Source organism: Kosakonia sp. ML.JS2a (genome assembly GCF_025642095.1).
Classification (GTDB): domain Bacteria; phylum Pseudomonadota; class Gammaproteobacteria; order Enterobacterales; family Enterobacteriaceae.
Genome location: NZ_CP106754.1, coordinates 1,714,520 through 1,736,088, shown reverse-complemented (window position 1 = coordinate 1,736,088; position 21,569 = coordinate 1,714,520). Strand labels below are relative to the sequence as shown.

Sequence of the window (21,569 nt, the reverse complement as noted above, 5' to 3'; positions counted from 1 at the left end):
TTCCCCGAAGCACTTTTACTTCACAAATATTTTACATTTATATTAACACACTATTGACAAATCGTCCTGTCAACCTCGCAGAAAAGGTCAAATCCTGCGTAGCGTGAGGGCTGGCCGCTCATTTATCAGGGTTTTAATGGCTAAGCGGTGGGCCGACTTTCGGGGTATATGTACCCGTTTCTGCGATCTAACTCAACCTTTTTCACTACAATAGTGTGACTTTTTACATAAATGGATTTTACATAAAATAAACAAACATGTCTGAAGGTATGTCAGTCTAAGTTGATATGCATCAAACAAGGGAGTGTTTTCACTCCCTGTGGTGAGGGGTTACGCCGGTTTTTTACCGCGACTGGCGTAGAGATAGAAGAGAATGGAACTGGTTGCGCAAAACGTGATGGACCAAATCATCGGCCAGGCAGAGTTAAAGGTCGCCATCGACAGCAGTGCGCCGACGATCGCACCAATACCAAAACGAAAGGTCCCGGCCAGGGAAGACGCCGTACCCGCCATATGTGGAAACTCATCAAGAATGACGGCCATGGCGTTAGAGGCGACCAGCGAGACACACCCCACAAATGCCGCCACACCAAGCACCAGCGACCAGAAACCAACATCAAGCAGCGCCGTCACGACCATCCACAGCGCCATGACAAACTGTACCCACAGCCCACTGCGGAACATGTTTAATGCTCCCACGCGGCGAACAATACGGCCATTAATAATGGTCGTGACAAACAGAAAGACAATATTCAGCGCAAAGTAGTAGCCGAAATTCTGCGGTGAAACGTGGTTGATCTGTATATAAACGAACGGCCCGGCGCTCAGAAATGAGAACATCCCGGCAAAGCTGAAACCGCTCGCCAGCATGTAGCTCAGCACGCGTTTATGACGAAACAGCGAAGCAAAGTTGCCTATCGTCGTGCGCAAATGGAATTTATGCCGCTTTTCCACCGGCAGCGTTTCGCGAATAAAAAAGGCAATCATCGCTGAGGCCAGCAATGCAGCAATGGCGAGGATCCAGAAAATCGCATGCCAGCTGAACCAAATCAGCACCGCGCCCCCCACCATTGGCGCCAGTAACGGAGCGATGGTGGTGACCAGCATGACAAACGACATCATGCGCGAGAACTCTTCCCTCGGGTAGATATCGCGCATCAGGGCATTAATCACCACGCTTGCCGCCGCGGCGGCAAGACCGTGGAAAAAACGCATGGTGATTAACTGATCAATACTTTGCGCCAGCGCGCAGGCCACTGCCGCTGCCGCAAAAATCAGTGTTCCGCCGAGAATAACCGGCTTACGACCGATGCTGTCAGCCATCGGGCCATAGAGCAACTGACCGACCGCAAACCCCAGAATATAGGTGCTCAACGTCATTTGCGCACTGCCGGCCGGTACGCCGAACTGCTCAGCAATCACGGGCAGCGCAGGCAGGTACATATCGATGGACAGTGGCATCAACATCGCCAGCAGGCCGAGAATAAACACAATGCTCAACGAAGAGTGTGGCCTTGAGGTCACGTCAGTCTCCTGATATTAGTGTGAGGGCATGCCCACACTGGCAATTTCATCTTCCGTCAGTGGACGGTACTCGCCGGGCTCCAGATCCGCATCCAGTGCAATCGCACCAATACGTTCGCGATGCAGCCCCACAACATGATTGCCAACGGCGGCAAACATGCGTTTAACCTGATGGTAGCGGCCTTCGCTGATGGTCAGACGAACCTGGTTCGGCGTCACCACCTCCAGTACTGCGGGTTTGGTGAGATCTTTTTCATTATGCAACTGTACACCGCGGGCAAATTGTTCCGCCGTGTCATCGCTCACCGGCGATTCCAGGGTAACCAGATACGTTTTTTCACAATGATGGCGTGGCGACGTGATGCGGTGCGACCATTGACCGTCATCAGTCATCAGCACCAGACCGGTGGTGTCGATATCCAGACGTCCTGCGGCATGGAGCTTATGCGCGACGGGCTCATCGAGGAAATAGAGGATTGTCGGATGATCCGGATCGTCCGTCGAGCAGACGTAACCTTCCGGTTTGTGCAGCATAAAGTAACGCGGGCCCGTTTGCTGAACGAGGGCGTTGCCGTCGTATTCAACATCGTGCTCGGGTTGCAGTTTAAACGCGGTATCTCTCACAATCTCGCCATCGACGGTAACGCGCTGTCCACGGATTTCACGCGCGGCAATGGCGCGGCTGACGCCAAGTTGCTGAGCGATAAACTTATCAAGTCGCATGAAGTTTTTTAGCCTGTATGGTGCTGGATGCGGGCATGACGCCCAAAAAAGACGTTATAAACGTGAGTAGTATAGCGGCCATCATACACCGCTCAAGGGAAAGATTCGTGGCATACTATGCGCCGTCTATCTGCAACCTTATTGAGACAATGACTTTTACGCTGCGCCCTTACCAACGCGAAGCGGTGGACGCCACCCTCGCCCATTTTCGTCAACATGCTGAACCTGCGGTCATCGTACTGCCAACCGGCGCCGGGAAAAGCCTGGTGATCGCCGAGCTGGCGCGTCTGGCGCGCGGTCGTGTGCTGGTGCTGGCGCATGTCAAAGAGTTGGTAGCGCAAAACCACGCCAAGTATGTTGCGCTTGGGCTGGAAGCGGATATCTTCGCCGCCGGGTTAAAGCGTAAACAGAGTCACGGTAAAGTGGTGTTCGGCAGCGTGCAATCCGTGGCGCGCAACCTGGCGCAGTTTCAGGGCGAGTTTTCACTGTTGGTGGTAGATGAGTGCCACCGTATCAGTGACGATGACGACAGCCAGTACCAACAAATCCTGGCGCATCTGCGCGAAGTAAATCCCCACTTACGTCTGCTCGGTTTAACGGCAACGCCCTTTCGTCTGGGTAAAGGCTGGATTTACCGTTTTCATTACCATGGGATGGTACGCGGCGACGAAAAGGCGCTGTTCCGCGACTGCATTTATGAGCTTCCGCTGCGCTATATGATTAAACACGGCTATCTTACTCCGCCGGAGCGGCTGGATATGCCCGTGGTGCAGTACGATTTCAGCCGTCTGCAGGCGCAGAGCAACGGTCTGTTCAGTGAAGCAGATCTGAACCGCGAGCTGAAAAAACAGCAACGCATTACCCCGCATATTGTCAGCCAGATCGTTGAATTTGCGCAGACGCGCAAAGGGGTAATGATCTTTGCCGCCACCGTTGAACACGCCAAAGAGATTACCGGCCTGTTGCCCGCCGATGACGCCGCGCTTATCACAGGTGATACTGCTGGCCCGGAACGCGATGCGTTGATCGCAGCATTTAAACAACAACAGTTTCGTTATCTGGTTAATGTGTCGGTGTTGACCACCGGCTTCGATGCGCCGCATGTTGATCTGATAGCCATTTTACGTCCGACGGAGTCTGTCAGCCTGTATCAGCAAATCGTCGGGCGCGGTCTGCGGCTGGCGCCCGGGAAAACCGACTGCCTGATTCTGGATTACGCAGGCAACCCCCACGATCTCTACGCACCGGAAATTGGTGCGCCAAAAGGCAAAAGTGACAATGTTCCGGTACAGGTGTTCTGCCCCGGCTGCGGTTTTGCCAACACATTCTGGGGGAAAACCACTGCTGATGGCACGCTGATCGAGCATTTTGGCCGCCGTTGCCAGGGCTGGCTGGAAGATGATGAAGGCCATCGGGAGCAGTGTGATTATCGCTTTCGCTTTAAAAACTGCCCGCAATGTAATGCGGAAAATGACATTGCCGCCCGCCGCTGCCGCAGCTGCGACTGCGTGCTGGTTGATCCCGACGATATGCTGAAAGCGGCGCTGAAGCTCAAGGATGCGCTGGTACTGCGCTGTAGTGGGATGACATTACAGCAAGGGGCGGATGCGAAAGGCGAATGGCTGAAAATCACCTACTACGACGAAGACGGCGCGGATGTCAGTGAGCGCTTCCGTCTGCAAACCGCCGCTCAGCGCACCGCTTTCGAACAACTGTTCATTCGCCCACATACCCGCACGCCTGGCGTACCGCTGCGCTGGATTGTTGCCGCGGATATCGTCGCGCAACAGGCACTGCTACGACACCCGGATTTTGTGGTAGCGCGCCTCAAGGGGCAGTTCTGGCAAGTGCGGGAAAAAGTCTTCGATTATGAAGGTCGCTTTCGTCGGGCATATGAATTACGCGGATAAACGCGCTTTTGATTGATGTATCGGGTATTCGGGGATAGAATACCGCCCGCTTTTGCATCCGCGAAAGCCGATCATCTGCCTGTTGCTGGGTCGCCTGTAACAGGATCTATTTAAGAGAGATTTAAATGTTTACTATTAACGCAGACGTACGTAAAGAGCAGGGTAAGGGTGCGAGCCGCCGCCTGCGCGCAGCTAACAAGTTCCCGGCTATCGTTTACGGTGGAACTGAAGCTCCGATCGCTATCGAACTGGATCATGACAAACTGTGGAACCTGCAGGCGAAAGCTGAGTTCTATAGCGAAGTTGTGACCATCGTTGTTGATGGCAAAGAAGTAAAAGTGAAAGTTCAGGCTGTACAGCGTCACGCTTACAAACCGAAACTGTCTCACATCGACTTCGTTCGCGCTTAATCGCCGACAAAGTTGAAGAAACCCCGCCACGGCGGGGTTTTTTTATATCTGCATGTTACAAAAAACCGCCCGGACGGGCAGGTTTCACGGGCTATTTTCCGCCGTTAAAACGGCGTTGCAACTGGTCGCGCAGGTTTGGCGGCGTACCTTTAATGGTCAGCGTGTCGGTCGCCGGATCCCAGAAAATACGCTCGCCGAGTAGCAACGCATCAAAATTGATGGTGAGACCACCGCCGCTACCCGCGTACTTGGTAAGCTGACGCAAGGTGCTGCGATCCGCCGGGAAGCTCTCTTCCAGCTCATAGCCCTGACCGGCGGTAAACTCTTCGAAACTCACTTCGCTCACGCCCGCCAGCTCTTTAGAAAGCGAGGCTAATTCAATCTCCTCACCCGCCTGCAGCTGTTCGTTGCAATAGGTATAGACCTGCTGGCGCACGGTCTGACGCTCTGATTTATCCAGTTCCGCCTGCGCGGTAAAGTCATCCACCGCCTGCAACAAACCGCGGTTTTGCGCTTTGGCGTTCAGGCCTTCGCTGGCGCCAAGGAAATCCATAAAGAAATCGGCAACCTTGCGCCCTACCCGCCCTTTCAGGAAGGTTAAGTAACGGGTTGACTCCGGGTTCGTTTCCCACTCGGTTAAATCAATACGGGCCACGATATCCGCATGATTAATATCCAGATAGTGCGTGGAGCTGATATCCAGATTCTCGTTAACGCGCATACTGCTTAAGTTGTTCAGCACCGCCACCAGCAGATATTCCACCGCCAGGTAACGGTAGTGGCAAAACAGGACAATACCGCCATCAGCGAACGGATATTTCGCCAGTTCATCACGTAAACGCCCGGTCGCTGCGCGGCTGAAGGCGAGAAACTCCTCTTCGCCCTGGCGTTGCAAACGCAGGGCCTGCGCCAACTCACTCTCTTCGTTAAACAGGCCGTAAGCTTTATTTTTTGCGCTATACACCCGGTGCAGCTCTTCGACCATCTCTTCGACAGGCGCGGTAGGTTCCAGCAAAGAATCGCGCAGCACCAGCTCGAGGGTTTGCTCATCGCGTTTGATAAGCTGATGCAGGGCAATCTGGTTGATATCCAGACTCATGATAAACTCTCCTTTTAGACCGCGGTATTCAACCACCACCAACGCGACTGTGCAACAGCAGATAAAAAAGCAGAAAAAAAGCTGTTGCTACGGTAATATGTTGCCCTTTCATGAACACACAAACTGATGTCGATTTATGCCACAAATCTCCCGTTACAGCGATGAACACGTTGAACAACTGCTCAGTGAGCTTGCCAGCGTGCTGGAAAAACACAAAACGCCGACCGATCTGTCCCTGATGGTGCTGGGCAATATGGTGACGAACCTGATTAATACCAGCGTCGCCCCTGCGCAGCGTCAGGCTATCGCAAAGTCGTTTGCTCAGGCGTTACAATCGTCAATTGGCGACAACAAAGCGCATTAAGGGAAATATCGACAGTTTATGGTGACGAATCGTCAGCGCTACTTTGAAAAAGTCTCCCAGATGGTTAGCTGGGGACACTGGTTTGCTTTGTTCAACATTCTGTTGTCCATTGTACTGGGTAGCCGCTATCTGTTCGTCGCCGACTGGCCCACCACGCTCTCCGGTCGCCTCTATTCGTACCTGAGCATTGCCGGGCATTTCAGCTTTCTGGTGTTCGCCGCCTATTTGCTGATCCTCTTTCCGCTGACCTTTATTGTGATGTCGCAGCGGCTTATGCGGGTGCTGTCTGCGATCCTCGCGACAGCCGGTATGACGCTGTTGCTTATCGATAGCGAAGTCTTTACCCGTTTCCACCTGCACCTTAACCCCGTCGTCTGGGAACTGGTGATTAACCCGGATCAAAATGAGATGGCGCGGGACTGGCAGCTGATGTTTATTAGCGTGCCGGTGATCCTGCTCATTGAGATGCTGTTTGCGACCTGGAGCTGGCAAAAGCTGCGCAGCCTTACCCGGCGTCGCCATTATGCCAAACCCGTCGCCGCGTTCTTCTTCGTCGCCTTTGTCGCCACCCATGTGATGTACATCTGGGCGGACGCTAATTTTTATCGCCCTATTACCATGCAGCGCGCCAACCTGCCGCTCTCTTATCCTATGACCGCGCGTCGTTTTCTGGAAAAACACGGGCTGCTGGATGCGCAGGATTATCAACGTCGCCTGGTGGAACAAGGGAATCCGGAAGCGGTTTCGGTTCAATACCCATTAAGCGACCTGCGCTATCAGGATATGGGCGCGGGTCATAACGTCTTGCTGATTACCGTCGATGGCCTCAACTATTCGCGGTATGAAAAACAGATGCCGCAACTGGCCAGTTTCGCGCAGCAAAACGTGGCGTTTACGCAGCATATGAGTTCAGGAAATACCGCAGATAGCGGCTATTTCGGCCTGTTCTACGGCATCTCGGCAAGTTATATGGATGGCGTGCTGTCGGCGCGCATTCCGGCCGCGCTGATCACCGCCTTCAACCAGCAAGGTTATCAGTTGGGTCTGTTCTCATCCGATGGCTTTAGCAGCCCGCTCTATCGTCAGGCGCTACTGTCTGATTTCTCGCTGCCGGCGGCAAAACCACAAAGTGATGAGCAAACCGCCGATCAGTGGATTAACTGGCTGGGGCACTACGCGCAGGATGATAACCGCTGGTTCTCCTGGGTATCGCTGAATGGCACCGCCGCGCTGGACAGTAATCAGCAAGGCTTTGCCCGTAAATACAGTCGCGCCGCAACTGATGTCGATGCGCAAATCGCCCGCGTGCTGGATGCGCTGCGCGAGTCCGGCAAGCTGGATGACACCGTAGTGATTATCACCGCCGGTCGCGGTATGCCAGAAGGCAAAGATGACGCTAATTTCGACTGGTCGCGCAGCAGGCTGCACGTTCCGCTGGTCGTACACTGGCCGGGAACACCGGCTCAACGCATCAACAAGCTGACGGATCATAAAGATATTATGACCACGCTGATGCAGCGCCTGCTGCATGTCAGCACGCCTGCTAATGAGTACTCACAGGGGCAGGATCTGTTTAACGCCACGCGGCGCAATAACTGGGTCACAGCGGCGAATGGCGATACGCTGGCCATCACCACCCCTGAGATAACGCTGGTGCTCGATCAGAACGGGAATTACCGCACCTGGAATGCGCAGGGCGAGAAGTTCCGTGAACAGAAACCACAGCTCAGTTTGCTGCTGCAGGTTCTGACGGATGAAAAACGTTTTATCGCTAACTGATTGATTAATTATGAATCACTCAGCTTGCCCTTCACTTGCATTCAGCGATGAAAAGGGTACTATTAGCGCCACATGTCGGCACGTAGCGCAGCCTGGTAGCGCACTGTCATGGGGTGTCAGGGGTCGGAGGTTCAAATCCTCTCGTGCCGACCAAAATTCCCCAGAAAAACCAGCCTTTTAAGGCTGGTTTTTTTATGCCTGCGATTTGGAAAAGGTAAAACAAAGGTAAAATGAAGGAACGCTGTCAGATGGCGGCCTGCTTTGCGAAACACCTGCCACGCGGTGCTCCTGTATCGCACTCACCCACAGACATCATGCGAAAAACACACCTGCCAGGGAAAATGCCCGCCATCAAACCGATTAATCGGCACGCTTTCCGGGAAGCATTCTGAGCAGCGTGTTATCCCGTAACACATAGTGGTGCAGTAATGCCGCAGCAGCATGCAACCCAATAATAAAGTATCCCGCATTGGCCAGCGCCTCGTGTACGTCCTTCAGGCTGTGCTGTAATAAACTATTTTTAACAGCAGAAACCGGCATCGTTATAAAAAAGAAAGCCCATTCTTTCTGGCCAAAAAAGAGTGATGCTACGCCAAGCACCGGCAGAGAAATAAAAAGTACATATAATATTATATGTACAAAAGAGGCGCTCCGCTTCTGCCATAACGGCAGTGGCGGGACCACCGGCGGTTCAGTATTTATGACTCGCAATACCAGTCTGATTATCATCAGGATAAATACTGTAACACCACACGTGTAATGTGTTATTCCCATCCAATAGCGACCGACAGAATCTTTGGGGAAAATACCTTTAAATTCCATAGCCGCATAGGTCACGATAATAAGCAGTAAAACCAGCCAGTGCATAATTATCTGACTACCTGAGTATTTTTTCATTTTTAATCATTCCTGTGAAATAACCAGGACGCTATGCCAGCGCGTGGCCGACAAGCGAACCTGCTCCCATCGAAAGCGCCATCGCCAGCGCGCTCCAGAACGTAATTCTGATAATTGCCATTGCCGCAGGCGCCTTCCCTGCAACGGATGAAATGTATCCGAGCACTGCCAGGGACAACAGCGTGGAGAGGATAACCAACGGCAGAACAAACCCAGCAGGTGTTAACCAGGCCACCATGACAGGCAATACGGCCCCGGCAGAAAAGCTGACGGCGGAAAAGAGCGCCGCCTGAAGCGGGCGCGCACTATTCGTGTCTGTTAGCCCCAGCTCTTCTCTGGCATGGGCATCCAGCGCATCGTGAGCCATTAACTGCTCTGCAACCTGATGAGCAAGCGCGGGCTCCAGACCCCGTTTCACGTACAGCGACATAAGCTCCTGCACTTCGCCCTCATAATTCACAGCGAGCTCTTCTTTTTCCTGCGCCAGCGCGGCTTTTTCCGTATCCGCCTGCGAGGAGACAGAGACATATTCGCCGGTTGCCATCGACATGGCCCCCGCCACCAACCCGGCAACGCCAGCCAGTAGCACGCCAGAGGAGGATGTCTGCGCCGAAGCAACACCCAGCACAAGGCTGGCGGTTGAGACAATGCCGTCGTTTGCTCCAAGCACGGCGGCCCTGAGCCATCCTACCCTTCCAATACTGTGGCGTTCACGGTGCATAGTTGTGTTTTCCTGTTTATCAATATACTCATTTCATTCGGTATTATTGATATATGAAAAATTACCAGACCCAACATTAAGCAATTTATTTTTTTATGCTTAACGCTACATTAAGATTATACAAATATAATCCCCGCCTTGAGATTTTCCTCATAAATGGAATATTAATATGCGAAATGATAATGGGTATCATAACCGATCAAGAATGGCGCAAAGAAGTACCGTCGTCAGCGTGGTGGTTAATTTTATACTCTCTTGCATTCAGGTTATTACCGGCTTATTTTCAGGTTCTCAGGGGCTTATTGCTGATGGTATTCATTCGCTTTCTGATTTGATTGCCGATTTTGTCGTGTTGTTCGCCAATAAAAAAAGCCGTAAGCCTTCAGACAGTGACCATCATTACGGGCACTGGCGGTACGAAAATGGCGCGTCGATGATTCTTGGGATCATGTTGATAGCCGTTGGTGTGGGAATGCTATGGTCCGCTATCGGAAAATTACAGCATCCGGAAACGCTTAGCGATATTCATATCGTCGCTCTTTGGGTCGCCCTTGCTACGCTGGTCGCGAAGGAAATGCTTTTCCGTTACATGCTCAGCGTGGCGACACACATCCAGTCCACCCTGCTTATTGCCAATGCGTGGCATGCCCGCTCGGATGCAGCGTCATCCGTCGTGGTGGCCATCGGCATTACCGGAACACTGGCCGGGTATGCCTGGTTTGATCCCATTGCAGCCTTCGTGGTTGGCGTACTGATCGCCCGGATGGGATATTCATTCGCCGCAGATGCCCTGCATGACCTGATGGATCGTTCTGTTGATGCAGAAAAAGAGCATGAAATAAAAACGATCCTTCTCTCCACGCCCGGCGTTGCGGGTCTTCATGATATGAAAACCCGCAAGGCGGGAGACCTCATCCTGGTCGATGTGCATCTGGAGGTGCCGGAGCATCTCTCTGTCAGGGACGGGCATGACATTGCTGTTGCGGCACGCGAAAGGGTCATGACAAAGAATGATGTTCTTAATGTCATGGTGCATATTGATCCGTTTGCGAAAAAAACGGACCAGGCCTTCACTGGATGAATGGCGTGAGAATTGCCTCGGAGCATGCCGGGGGTAATAAAAAAAGCCGTAACGGGTCCGTTACGGCTTTTTGCTTCAGGTGCGGTTACAGCGCGATATCCGCCACGGTTTCGCTGTCGCTCTGCGGATGCAGAGCAGGTTTTTGCACCGGCGGTGTAATGTCGGCAATCAGCGATTCGTCACATTTCAGCCCCAGAATCTGACTGGTGTAACGCAGCTCAGCGTCAGCAGCTTCGATATCACCGTTCAGCTCTGTGCCAAACGAAGGGATGATCTCTTTCAGCTTTGCCTGCCAGCCGGCGGAAGCAAAGCGTTCCGTGAACACTTTCTCCATCAGTTCCAGCATAATCGGCGCAGCGGTCGATGCCCCCGGCGATGCCCCTAACAACGCGGCGATGGTGCCTTCTTTATCACTGACCACTTCCGTGCCCAGTCGCAATACCCCGCCCTTGCCGGGTTCACGCTTGATGATCTGCACACGCTGACCGGCCTGCCATAAACGCCAGTCTTCTTTCATCGCCAGCGGGTAGTATTCACGCAGTGCATCAAAACGATCGTCTTCATTTTGCAGCACCTGACCGACCAGATATTTTACCAGGCTAAAGTTGGTCATGCCGACAGTCAGCATTGGCAATACGTTGGAGGTATTGGTGGAGCGTAACAGATCCCACAATGATCCGTTTTTCAGGAAACGCGTCGAGAAGGTGGCAAACGGCCCAAACAGCAGTACGCGCTTACCGTCAATAATACGGGTATCAATATGCGGCACAGACATCGGCGGCGCGCCCACGGTGGCCTGACCGTAGACTTTTGCCAGATGATGATTCACCACATCCGGGTTTTCGGAAACAAGAAACTGGCCGCCCACCGGGAAACCGGCATAATCCGCCGCTTCCGGGATACCCGACTCTTGCAGCAGCTTAAGCGCCGCACCGCCCGCGCCGATAAAGATAAACTTCGCCCGGATAACCTGCTCACCGCCGCCTTTCAGCGAATGGAGCGTCACGCTCCAGCTATTATCCGCATTGCGCTTGAGACCGCGCACTTCCGTACCCAGTTGCAGTGAGAAGTTCTCTTTTTTCTGCAACGCGCCAATCATCTGACGGGTCAGTTCACCGAAGTTCACGTCGGTGCCAATTTCCGTCCGGGTGGCGGCAATTTTCTGCTTCGCGTCGCGCCCTTCCATCACCAGCGGCGCCCACTGTTTGATCTGCTCAGCATCTTCGGAGTAGCGCATGCCGCGGAACAGAGAACTCTGCTGCAGCGCTTTGTAGCGGGCGCGCAGGAAGTTGACGTTATCATCGCCCCACACAAGGCTCATGTGCGGCACGGTATTAATAAAGGAGCGGGGTTCGCTCAGCACACCGGTCTTCACCTGATGCGCCCAAAACTGGCGAGAAATACGGAACGCTTCGTTGATTTCAATCGCTTTTTTGATACTGATGGCGCCATCCGCGCTTTGCGGCGTGTAGTTCAGTTCCATTAATGCGGCGTGCCCGGTTCCGGCGTTGTTCCAGCCATTCGAACTCTCTTCCGCAAGGGCATCCAGCCGCTCTACCATGGTGATCGACCAGTCGGGTTCCAGCTCTTGCAGCCAGGTTCCCAGCGTGGCGCTCATGATCCCGCCACCAATTAAAAGCACATCTGTTTCCTGCTCTTTCGATGCGGAACCTTTTGCTGCTTTCGAGACAGCATTTAGCCCGACAGCCATCGAAAACAGCCTGGCAGTCATTTTTTTCATGTTGTCATTGCCTTACTTTTAGTGCTGTTTTATTCGCATTTATTGAGGGTAAAGTCGTTAGCGCTTCTAACGTAGCACTTACAATCTGAGATTTAAATAATGTTTAATCATTAAATTTCCATTGTATAAATGTTACTAATAAGTTTATTTTTTGCATTAGATTTAACGCTTTTCGCTGGTCATAAATGACCGAAGTCTGCTATAGTCCTGCGTTTTTCCGCCTGAACGGATGCCTTTTGCAACGCAACGAGGCGCCCTCACCTGCAAAATCTTATGACCGAAAAAGCACGCCATTCTGCACAGCAGATAAGCCATGTCCTGCGCTCGCCGCAGTTGTTCACCCGCGAAGTCCTGGCCGGGGTGATTACCGCGCTGGCGCTGATCCCTGAAGTGATCTCCTTTTCGGTGATTGCCGGCGTTGATCCCAAAGTGAGTCTGATTGCCTCTGTTGTGCTGTGCCTTTCCATGTCGCTATTCGGTGGACGACCGGCAATGGTAACGGCGGCGGCGGGATCAGTCGCATTAGTTATTGGACCGATGGTTCATCAAAACGGTGTGGAATACATTTTGCCCGCCGTGTTACTGGCGGGAGTCATACAAATCATTTTTGGTCTGACCGGCATGGCGCGCCTGATGCGCTTTATTCCTCACGCGGTGATGACCGGTTTTGTTAACGCGCTGGGCATCCTGATTTTCTTTGCGCAGGTGCCGCATTTCTGGAGCAGAGATCCGCTGATTGTGGCGCTGTTTGTCCTGACCTTGCTGATCGTATTGTGGTTGCCGCGCTGGCTGAAAAGTGTTCCCGCCCCGCTGGTGGCGATTGTGGTGCTTACCGCCTTTACCATTTTCTCCGGGCAGCAGTTGCCCACCGTGGGAGACGAAGGCCCGATGAGCAGCGGTCTGCCGGGTCTGACGCAATGGCTGGTGCCTTTTAATCTGCACACCTTAGGCATTATCTGGCCTTGCGCGCTGAGTATCGCCTTTGTCGGCCTGATGGAGTCTTTGCTGACCGCCAAACTGGTGGACGATCTGACGCATACGCCGTCTGACAAGGGACGAGAGAGTGTCGGGCTGGGCGTGGCGAATATCCTCGCGGGGTTCTATGGCGGCATTGCCGGTTGCGCGATGATTGGGCAAACCATCGTGAACGTGGAGATGGGCAAAGGGCGGACCCGCCTCTCCACGCTCGCCGCCGGCGTGGTGCTATTACTGCTGGTGACCGCCTTAAGCAGCATGATGGCGAAAATCCCGATGGTGGTGCTGGCAGGGATTATGGCCATTGTGGCCTGTAAAACGTTTAACTGGGGCAGCCTGCAACCCGCAGCGCTGAAACGCGCGCCCGTGGTGGAAAGCGGCGTGATGCTGATAACCGTCGCGGTAACCGTCGGCACCGCTAACCTGGCGCTCGGCGTTGTCGCCGGGCTGGTTACGCTGGCGATCACCCCCGCGAAGTGGCGGAAGAAACCGCAAACTACAGCAGAAACAGTGTCGCCAGCCCGAGAAAAATAAAGAAACCACCGGTATCCGTAATCGCGGTGATCATCACGCTGGAGCCGACTGCCGGGTCGCGCCCCAGCCGGGTCATGATCATCGGGATTAATACCCCCATCAGCGCGGCCATCAGCAAGTTCAGCACCATCGCCAGCGTCATCACACCCCCCAAAGCTGCGTCGTTATACAACCACCAGGTCACACCGCCCATGATCCCACCCCACACCAGGCCGTTAATCAGCGCCACGCCCATCTCGCGCAGAATCAAAAAGGTAAAGTTACCCGGCTGAATGTTCTGTAGTGCCAGCGCCCGGACAATCATGGTAATGGTCTGATTACCGGTATTACCGCCGATCCCGGCGACGATTGGCATCAGAGACGCCAGCGCCACCAGTTGCGAAATCGTATGTTCAAAACCGTCGATCACCCGGGAGGCGATAAATGCGGTGCAAAGATTGGTCGCCAGCCATACCCAGCGCGTTCTGACGGCTTTCGTCACCGGCGCAAACACATCTTCTTCCGTGCTCAGGCCGCCCATCTGCCGCATATCATTGTCGGTTTCTTCGTAGACCACATCGACGATCTCATCAATGGTCAGACGCCCCATCAGCATGCCGTTACTGTCAACCACTGCCGCACTGACCAGGTTGTCACGTTCAAAGGTACGCGCGACCTTCTCCGCGTCGTCCTCGGGCGAAAACATCACCGGATCGGCATCCATCACGTCGCTCACCCGCTTGCCTGCGGCATTAAGCAGAATGGTTTGCAGCCCGAGCTCCCCCACCAGGCGGTTATCACGCCCGATGACAAACAGCTTATCGGTGTTTTCCGGCATTCTGCCAAGCCTGCGCAAATAGCGCTGTACCGCCGCCAGCGTCACCTCTGAACGTACGGTGATGACTTCGAACTCCATGATCGCGCCAACACAATTTTTAGCGTAACGCATCACCTGACGAACACGAGCGCGTTCTGCCGGCGGCAGCGTCGCCATTAACCGCCCGATGAGATTACGCGGCAGATGCTGCACCAGCCAAATCCGGTCGTCGATATCCACAGTTTCCAGGATAGCGAGCAGTGCGCGATCGCTCATCTCATCAATCAGGTCATCCCAGACATTTTCCGAAGCTTCAAGCAGCACTTTCCCGCGTTTGTCATCCTCCACCAGCCGCCACAGCGCATGACGTTCGGCCACCGGTAACGCTTCAAGAGTGTCAGCCAAATCCGGAGGCGGCAGATGGGATACCAGCGCACGGACTTCCGCCAGATCCTGCTCGAGAGTTTCCCCATCCAACGGCTCGACGAGGGTTATCTCTCCCAGTAGCGTAGCGGTAAGCGTTTTATGCGTCGTCAGCAGCCAAATCAGGCGCGCACGCTCCTCATCACGCAGTTTGACGCTGTTTTTTTTCATCACCGACATTGGACAGTTCCTGAATGGCAAAAGGCTCCGGCAAACCGAAGCAGAACAGCGTTAAGCATAGCGGGTGAGTTTGTAAAAAATAATAAACGGCGGGGGTGTTCGGGCAAAAAAGCAGCGAAGCCCCTGCAACACAGGGGCGTGGATCATCAGGCTGTACGGGCAACCGCGTCGCGGGAGGCCTTTTCGCGTTCTTCACCGACCAGTTCACTCAACTGACCGTCGCGCATCTCCAGCAGGCGGTCGGCGTGAATAAAGTAGTGATCATCATGGCTGATCGCAAAAATGGTTTTCCCCATTTGCTGCATCAGCGGCAGCAGCACCTGATAAAAGTCGCGACGGAAATGGGGATCCTGATCCGCCGCCCACTCATCAAGCAGCAAAATGTCGCGCTCTTCCGCCAGTGCCAGCAGCAGCGCGACGCGCTTTTTCTGCCCTTTCGACAGTTTAAGATTCAGGATCTTGCCGTTGTTCAGCTCCAGCTTATGCGCCATTTTTAGCTGTTCGAGCCATGTGTCCACCAGTGCCGGATCCGCTTGCTTCCCTTCCGGTCCCAGTAAATTGTCAAACAGCCAGACGTCGGTAAACACCGCCGAGAAGAGCTTGCGGTAATCTTCCGGTTTATCGTGCGCCATGGGTTTGCCATCCAGCAGAATCTCACCGGATACCGGTTGATATAGCCCGGTCAGCAGCATTGCCAGCGTCGATTTGCCGCTCCCGTTACCGCCGATCAAAAACACCAGCTCGCCGCGATTGAGGGTCATATTGACCGGACCAATCGCAAAGTCATTATCCTGGTATTTAAAGGTGACATTACGCAGCTCCAGCGTTTGCCAGCCGGCAAACGACTGCGGACGGGGGAACGCGGGTTGGTACGGTGCCAGCGCAAACTTTTTCAGCTTATTAAAGGCAACCTGAGCGCTTAACAGCGTCGGCAACGCGCCCACGGCGGAGAGCAACGGCGTACGCAGAAACAGCAGAGTGAGCGAATAGGTCGCCGCCACGTTAGTGTCGGCCCAGCCAAGACTGTTTGCCATCCAGAAGACAAGGCCAATGGCGCCGAGCATCATGATATTCGACCAGTTCACTGCGCTCAGGTGGAAGGTGTCGGCGCGAATAATATGATGGCGGTACTCACGCGCGTCCGGCAGGTACATCTGTTCAAAGATATGTTCAGCACGCTCACGGTTCAGATTCAGCTCTTTACGTCCTTCCAGTACGGTCTGGAAATCGTTATACAGCTTATCTTCCGTCTCGCGCAGCGTCGCCATATGTTTGTAAACGCGGGAGACCAGCACAAAACCGCCCCAGATGGTCAGCGCCATCCACAGCGCGGTAATCACCAGCATCTTACCGGAGAGCATGGCGAGATAAATGCACGAACCAATGGTCAGGATGATCCCCTGCACCAATTCAGGCAGGCGCACGAATGCAATGGTGATATTACGGACATCGCTGGTCAGCCCCGCCAGTAGCGATGCGCTGCCTAACTGTTCGATCCGCTCTACCGGCGTATCGAGGATGCGTTTGATAAATTCGCTGCGCAGGCGATAAACGAAGTGATGACCAAGCGTGGTCAGCGCAAGTTGTGAACCCAGCGTGACCGCCATCAGCAACAGCAGTAAACCGAGAAACTCCGGAAGCACCGTCAATGAAATATCCACGGTTTCAATTAACCGCTGGTTGATAAAGGCAATCAGTCCGATACCCAACGCGGCGCTGGCCAGGGTGAGCGCCAGTACAGCCACAAACGGCCAGCGATACTGTCGCCAGACAAGAAGAAGGAGTTGCATAACACGACCCGGTCAACAAAAACAGCCAGCAGTTTAAACGGCTGGCAATTTACATCAAGAATAATTCTTATTTTTATTCGCTATTACTGGCATGACGAAAAGTCAGATTGTAACGGCATTCGCCGGTGATCGGGTGGTAACCCGTTTTCAGCGGCGCAATGCCATGATAATAGAGCCGCGACTCACCGCCCCAGACCACAATGTCCCCGTGCTCCAGCATCAGCCGTTGCAGCGGATCATTGCGTTTAAGCCCGCCGAACTGAAATATTGCCGGCAACCCCAGAGACACCGAAACGATAGGCGCGCGCAGGTCCGGTTCATCCTTATCCTGATGCAGCGAGAGCTTCGCGCCAGGTGCATAACGGTTGATCAAACAGGCATCCGGTCGGAAGTCCGGGTATCCCGCAGCAACGCTGGCCTGCTGGCACAGCGCCAGGAATGCCTCAGGAATCTCCGGCCACGGACGACGGGTTTGCGGATCGACGGGTGCATAGAGGTAACCGTGCTGATCGGTGGTCCAGCCAAGCGCGCCGCAATTGGTCATTGCCACAGACATGGTGTACCCGCCGGGGGTAACCATATGGCGCAGCGGCGACTGGCTGGTAACCTGTGCGATCCCTTGCATCAACGCCTCGACGTGCGGCAGGGCAAAACGCCTCAGCACCACGGCGCCAGGCGCCAGTGGCTCCAGCCAGGGTTCTTCATCCGCAAACAGATCGAGCATCAGGTCTCCTCTTTATTTTCTTCCCGTCGCAGCAATTGCGCTTTGCGCGCCGTCCCCCAGCGATAACCGGAGAGTGCACCATCGCCCCGCACCACGCGGTGACAGGGAATAACAATCGCCAGTTTGTTCGCCGCACAGGCGCTGGCAACGGCCCGCACTGCGCAAGGTTTGCCTATCTTTTGCGCCAGTGCCTGGTAACTCATGGTCTCCCCCACCGGGATTTCACGCAACGCCTGCCACACCCGCAGTTGAAATGCCGTTCCGCGCAGATCCAGCGGCAGCGTGAAGGGGGAATCCGCATTGTCGATGCGCTGGATCACCTGCGTCACACGGCGGGTAAAGGCTTCATTTCCCTGCGCCCGATGCGCATGCGGAAAGATAGCACTCAGTTCAGCAATCAGTGGCTCATCACTGTCTGCCAGCAAAATGGCGCAAATACCCCGCGCACTCTCTGCCACCAGGCAGCGTCCCAGCGAACAGTCGCTCAGAGTAAACCAGACCTCCGTATCGTCGCCTCCCGCACGGAACTGACGCGCAGTCATACCCAGCGAGGCGTCTGCATGGCGGTAATACGTGCTGCTGTCCGGGAAACCCGCCGCCAGCACCGCGTCGGTAACGGTGTCACTGTCCACAAGCGTCGCGCGTAAGCGCCGGGCGCGAAATGCCTGTTGCCAGGCTTTTGGCGTCATCCCGGTGGCGGACTTAAATAAGCGATGAAAATGGTAGGGGCTCATCGCCGCCTGCTCAGCAAGCCGCGCCAGTGTGACAGGCGCATCCTGCTCTAACAGACGGCAGGCATTGGCGATTTTATCCAGCCGCTGTTGCTGCGGGTGGATGGTATCCGGCTGGCAGCGTTTGCACGGACGAAACCCGGCAGCCACGGCGCTTTGCGCATCCGGGTAAAAACGCACATTCTGGCGCAACGCATGGCGCGCCGTGCAGGAGGGGCGGCAGAAAATACCGGTGGTCAGTACGGCAAAAACGAACTGACCATCGGCCTGTGGGCTGCGCGCCAGCACCGCCTGCCAGCGCTGTTCATCAGATAAAATGGCGTTATTCATGTCAGGCTCCTCATATAAGCTTAGCCTCACTGTGCCCGTTAGCTCGCCATCAGACACCTGCAATCTTGCGGTTTAATTTTTTTCGCTGATCAAAAAGGCGGAGAACTGCGGCGACATCCAGGTGGTGAACCCCTCTCCCTGTTTGATTATCATAAATACCGCCAACCCTTCGCGCTTCACGACCTCTTTTGCCTGCTCAGTACCGAGCACCATCAGACCGGTGTCCCAGGCATCCGCTTCCAGCGCCGTTGGCGCGATCACTGTAACGGAGACCAGCGCATGCTGGATCGGTCGCCCGCTGCGTGGATCAATAATGTGCGAGATGCGTTTACCATCAAGCTCGTAGTAATTACGGTAGCTGCCGGAAGTGCTGATGCCGTGACCGTTAATGTCCACAACCGCCTGGGCGGCATTTTCGCGATCGGTAGGTTTCTGAATCGCCACGCGCCAGGGTTGCCCCTGGGCATTCATGCCACGACTGGCGAGCGCACCGCCAACGGACACCAGGTAGCGAGCGATCCCTTCCTGCTCCATCAGTCGCGCCAGATGATCCGCTGCATAACCCTCGCCCACTGTCGATAAGTCAACAAACAGATCGGGCAGATCTTTTTGCAGGAACTGCTCACCTGCGCGGTTAATTACCATTAAATGCGCCAGGCCTGTACGCGCTTTCGCCGCGTCAATCTGCGCCTGTTCCGGCGTTTTGACTGGCTGTTTGTCCGGCCCGAAGCCCCACAAATTCACCAGAGGTCCCACGGTAATATCCATCGCACCGTCGGTTTTCTCGCCAACGCGCAACGACGTGGTGACGATATCCGCCATGGCAGCGCTGACGGGCCAGGGCGCGGTGCTGGTGGCGTGGTTAAAACGCATCAGCGCTGAGTCGTTCTTCCATGTGGACAGTAAGTGGTCGTCACCATCCAGTTGAGCCTGAATTTTTTGCTGCAACGCCTGCGCCTGTTGCGTGTTGATATCCACCACGCTGACACGCCACCAGGTACCCATCGTTTTGCCTTCGAGCACCGTCGGCTTTGCCTGTTCGCCGTTGTCGCAACCCGCCAGTAATAAAAGCGCCGCCATCATGCCGGCACGAAGAAAAGTTATCGCCATGTTTTGTGACCTCCTTGCTGGCGGCAAGCGTACACCAAATCGTTCTATTTAAAAGATACCGACAATAAAAAAGGGGCCTTTCGGCCCCTGAATAATGTTGGTTGCTGACTTAGAACTGGTAAACCAGACCTACGCCAACGATGTTGTCGGTACCGATACCGGCAGCACGAGTGAACTCGTTTTCATCCAGCAGGTTGATTTTGTAATCAACATAGGTGGACATGTTTTTGTTGAAGTAGTAGGTCGCGCCAACATCGATGTATTTCAGGATATCCTGATCACCGTAGTTAACCGTACCGGTGTTGTTGGTGATGTCTTTACCTTTGGACTGCAGGTAAGCGATGGACGGACGCAGACCGAAATCGAACTGGTACTGTGCAACCACTTCGAAGTTTTGCGCTTTGTTAGCAAAACCGTAAGCGTCGGACGGGCTGGAGCCGTTAGAGGTACCAAAACGGGTTGCGTTGTAGGTCTGAGTGTACTGCGCCGCCAGGTAGATATTGTTGGCGTCGTATTTCAGACCGCCGCTGTACACTTCAGCACGGTCGCCTTCACCGTACAGTGCAGCGCTGGTTGCGTTCTGGTCAGCTGTACGGCGGGAAGAAGACATTGCACCACCCACGCTGAAGCCTGCACCCAGATCGTAGGTCAGAGATGCGCCGTAACCGTCGCCATTCTGTTGCAATGTGCTACGACCGCTGTTGTTTTCACCGCTTACGCTGCCGTTTTTGCCTTGATACTGCAGTGCAAAGTTCAGGCCATTAACCAGACCGAAGAAGTCGGTGTTACGGTAAGTTGCAACGCCGTTAGCACGGGATTGCATGAAGTTATCAGAACCGTAGGTATCACCGCCAAATTCCGGCAATACGTCAGTCCAGGAGGTTACGTCGTAGATCACGCCGTAGTTACGACCATAGTCGATAGAACCGGCGTCAGCCACGCGGATACCGGCGAATGCCAGACGGGTCCATGCCTGATCGCTGGCGGATTCGCTATCGTTCGCCTGAACGTTGTATTCCCATTGACCGTAGCCAGTGACCTGATCGTTAACCTGAGTTTCGCCTTTGAAGCCGAAACGCACGTACGTCTTATCACCATCATTGCCTTTGTCGTCGGAGAAATAGTGCAGGCCGTCGACTTTACCGTACAGATCTAATTTGTTGCCATCTTTGTTATAAACTTCAGCCGCATTTGCTGCGCCTGCTACCAGCAGAGCCGGTACCAGGAGGGATAGTGCTTTAACTTTCATTTTATTAACCCTCTGTTATATGCATTTTTATTGCCACTGCTTACTGACTAACCCTCTAATCAGTTGGCAAATTCATTCTCTCTAAAAAAGAAGAATAATCCAACTAGAATATGATACGAAAACTTTTAAGATGTTTCATATTCATCAATAGGTGTTTCAAAATGTAAATATGAGGGAACTTTTTTTAGCACAAATAGCTAAAAAATAGCGCACAAATAATCAAAAAATATTAAAAATCACTTAAAATACAGTAAGTTAAATAAAAATAATGTTATAGCACTGAATGCAAAACCCTGATCTTCGATCGCAACTAATATTATCAACGCTATCATCATTAACTTTATTTATTACCGTCATTCGAATCTGAATGTCTGTTTACCCCTCTTATGACCGGATGCTTCGCATTCGGTTTTTTTTTACCTTTCTTTACTCATCTTGAATATCAATATACATATAATCACTATTTGTAACGACTATT

General features: G+C 53.7%; 18 protein-coding genes and 1 tRNA gene. 7 read left to right on the top strand and 12 right to left on the bottom strand.

The window, feature by feature from the left end; translation table 11 throughout:
• Positions 1 to 330: 330 nt before the first annotated feature.
• Together N7922_RS08345 and rsuA are read right to left on the bottom strand one after the other, a co-directional pair.
• On the bottom strand, positions 331 to 1,524 hold the full coding sequence (locus tag N7922_RS08345) for a Bcr/CflA family multidrug efflux MFS transporter (protein ID WP_263100072.1): 1,194 nt from the start codon (positions 1,522 to 1,524) through the stop codon (positions 331 to 333).
• Between the two features lie 15 nt (positions 1,525 to 1,539).
• The gene (gene rsuA, locus N7922_RS08340; RefSeq protein WP_263100071.1) at positions 1,540 to 2,247 is read right to left on the bottom strand and encodes a 16S rRNA pseudouridine(516) synthase RsuA; all 708 of its coding nucleotides are present in this window, start codon (positions 2,245 to 2,247) and stop codon (positions 1,540 to 1,542) included.
• A gap of 149 nt (positions 2,248 to 2,396) precedes the next feature.
• Between rsuA and N7922_RS08335 the strand changes: the two genes are divergently transcribed.
• Positions 2,397 to 4,157, top strand: coding sequence for a DEAD/DEAH box helicase (locus N7922_RS08335; RefSeq protein ID WP_263100863.1), 1,761 nt, complete (start codon positions 2,397 to 2,399; stop codon positions 4,155 to 4,157).
• Between the two features lie 125 nt (positions 4,158 to 4,282).
• Complete coding sequence (gene rplY / locus N7922_RS08330) at positions 4,283 to 4,567, top strand: 50S ribosomal protein L25 (RefSeq protein ID WP_263100070.1); 285 nt, start codon at positions 4,283 to 4,285, stop codon at positions 4,565 to 4,567.
• A 91-nt stretch (positions 4,568 to 4,658) separates the two neighbouring features.
• Here the strand turns inward: rplY and yejK are convergent, their stop codons facing one another.
• Positions 4,659 to 5,666 carry a nucleoid-associated protein YejK gene (yejK, locus tag N7922_RS08325; RefSeq protein ID WP_061493967.1) on the bottom strand — a complete coding sequence of 336 codons (1,008 nt, stop codon included), beginning with the start codon at positions 5,664 to 5,666 and terminating at the stop codon, positions 4,659 to 4,661.
• Between the two features lie 136 nt (positions 5,667 to 5,802).
• Here yejK and N7922_RS08320 point away from each other — a divergent pair, with 136 nt between their 5' ends.
• The 3 genes from N7922_RS08320 (at position 5,803) to N7922_RS08310 (ending at position 7,962) form a co-directional block, all read left to right on the top strand.
• Positions 5,803 to 6,030, top strand: coding sequence for a YejL family protein (locus N7922_RS08320; protein ID WP_263100069.1), 228 nt, complete (start codon positions 5,803 to 5,805; stop codon positions 6,028 to 6,030).
• A gap of 18 nt (positions 6,031 to 6,048) precedes the next feature.
• The gene (yejM, locus tag N7922_RS08315) at positions 6,049 to 7,809 is read left to right on the top strand and encodes an LPS biosynthesis-modulating metalloenzyme YejM (RefSeq protein WP_263100067.1); all 1,761 of its coding nucleotides are present in this window, start codon (positions 6,049 to 6,051) and stop codon (positions 7,807 to 7,809) included.
• Between the two features lie 76 nt (positions 7,810 to 7,885).
• Positions 7,886 to 7,962 (top strand) — tRNA-Pro (locus N7922_RS08310).
• Between the two features lie 207 nt (positions 7,963 to 8,169).
• On the opposite strand, the gene cybB is transcribed toward N7922_RS08310, so the two are convergent.
• Positions 8,170 to 8,706, bottom strand: coding sequence for a cytochrome b561 (cybB, locus tag N7922_RS08305; RefSeq protein ID WP_263100066.1), 537 nt, complete (start codon positions 8,704 to 8,706; stop codon positions 8,170 to 8,172).
• A 31-nt stretch (positions 8,707 to 8,737) separates the two neighbouring features.
• Positions 8,738 to 9,427, bottom strand: a complete 690-nt coding sequence (locus tag N7922_RS08300; protein WP_263100065.1) for a VIT family protein — start codon at positions 9,425 to 9,427, stop codon at positions 8,738 to 8,740.
• Between the two features lie 169 nt (positions 9,428 to 9,596).
• On the opposite strand from N7922_RS08300, the gene N7922_RS08295 reads away from it, so the two are divergent.
• Positions 9,597 to 10,508 (top strand): cation diffusion facilitator family transporter, encoded by a 912-nt coding sequence (locus tag N7922_RS08295; protein WP_263100064.1) that lies wholly within the window; start codon positions 9,597 to 9,599, stop codon positions 10,506 to 10,508.
• A gap of 85 nt (positions 10,509 to 10,593) precedes the next feature.
• On the opposite strand, the gene mqo is transcribed toward N7922_RS08295, so the two are convergent.
• On the bottom strand, positions 10,594 to 12,249 hold the full coding sequence (gene mqo, locus N7922_RS08290) for a malate dehydrogenase (quinone) (RefSeq protein WP_263100063.1): 1,656 nt from the start codon (positions 12,247 to 12,249) through the stop codon (positions 10,594 to 10,596).
• Between the two features lie 273 nt (positions 12,250 to 12,522).
• Here mqo and N7922_RS08285 point away from each other — a divergent pair, with 273 nt between their 5' ends.
• The gene (locus N7922_RS08285; RefSeq protein ID WP_263100062.1) at positions 12,523 to 13,758 is read left to right on the top strand and encodes a SulP family inorganic anion transporter; all 1,236 of its coding nucleotides are present in this window, start codon (positions 12,523 to 12,525) and stop codon (positions 13,756 to 13,758) included.
• On the opposite strand, the gene mgtE is transcribed toward N7922_RS08285, so the two are convergent.
• From mgtE to N7922_RS08255, 6 genes are all read right to left on the bottom strand, one after another.
• Positions 13,721 to 15,157, bottom strand: a complete 1,437-nt coding sequence (mgtE, locus tag N7922_RS08280) for a magnesium transporter (RefSeq protein ID WP_263100061.1) — start codon at positions 15,155 to 15,157, stop codon at positions 13,721 to 13,723. The genes N7922_RS08285 and mgtE overlap by 38 nt on opposite strands.
• A 146-nt stretch (positions 15,158 to 15,303) precedes the next feature.
• Positions 15,304 to 16,947 carry a multidrug ABC transporter permease/ATP-binding protein gene (locus N7922_RS08275; RefSeq protein ID WP_263100060.1) on the bottom strand — a complete coding sequence of 548 codons (1,644 nt, stop codon included), beginning with the start codon at positions 16,945 to 16,947 and terminating at the stop codon, positions 15,304 to 15,306.
• Positions 16,948 to 17,020: 73 nt separating this feature from the next.
• On the bottom strand, positions 17,021 to 17,671 hold the full coding sequence (alkB, locus tag N7922_RS08270; protein ID WP_263100059.1) for a DNA oxidative demethylase AlkB: 651 nt from the start codon (positions 17,669 to 17,671) through the stop codon (positions 17,021 to 17,023).
• Positions 17,671 to 18,732 (bottom strand): bifunctional DNA-binding transcriptional regulator/O6-methylguanine-DNA methyltransferase Ada, encoded by a 1,062-nt coding sequence (ada, locus tag N7922_RS08265; protein WP_263100058.1) that lies wholly within the window; start codon positions 18,730 to 18,732, stop codon positions 17,671 to 17,673. Before ada ends, alkB begins: the two co-directional genes overlap by 1 nt.
• Before the next feature lie 72 nt (positions 18,733 to 18,804).
• A complete protein-coding gene (gene apbE, locus N7922_RS08260; protein ID WP_263100057.1) occupies positions 18,805 to 19,842 on the bottom strand; it encodes an FAD:protein FMN transferase ApbE in 1,038 nt (345 codons plus the stop codon).
• 109 nt (positions 19,843 to 19,951) lie between these two features.
• Positions 19,952 to 21,091: a porin OmpC gene (locus N7922_RS08255; protein ID WP_263100056.1), complete on the bottom strand. Its 1,140-nt coding sequence runs from the start codon at positions 21,089 to 21,091 to the stop codon at positions 19,952 to 19,954.
• Positions 21,092 to 21,569: the final 478 nt, after the last annotated feature.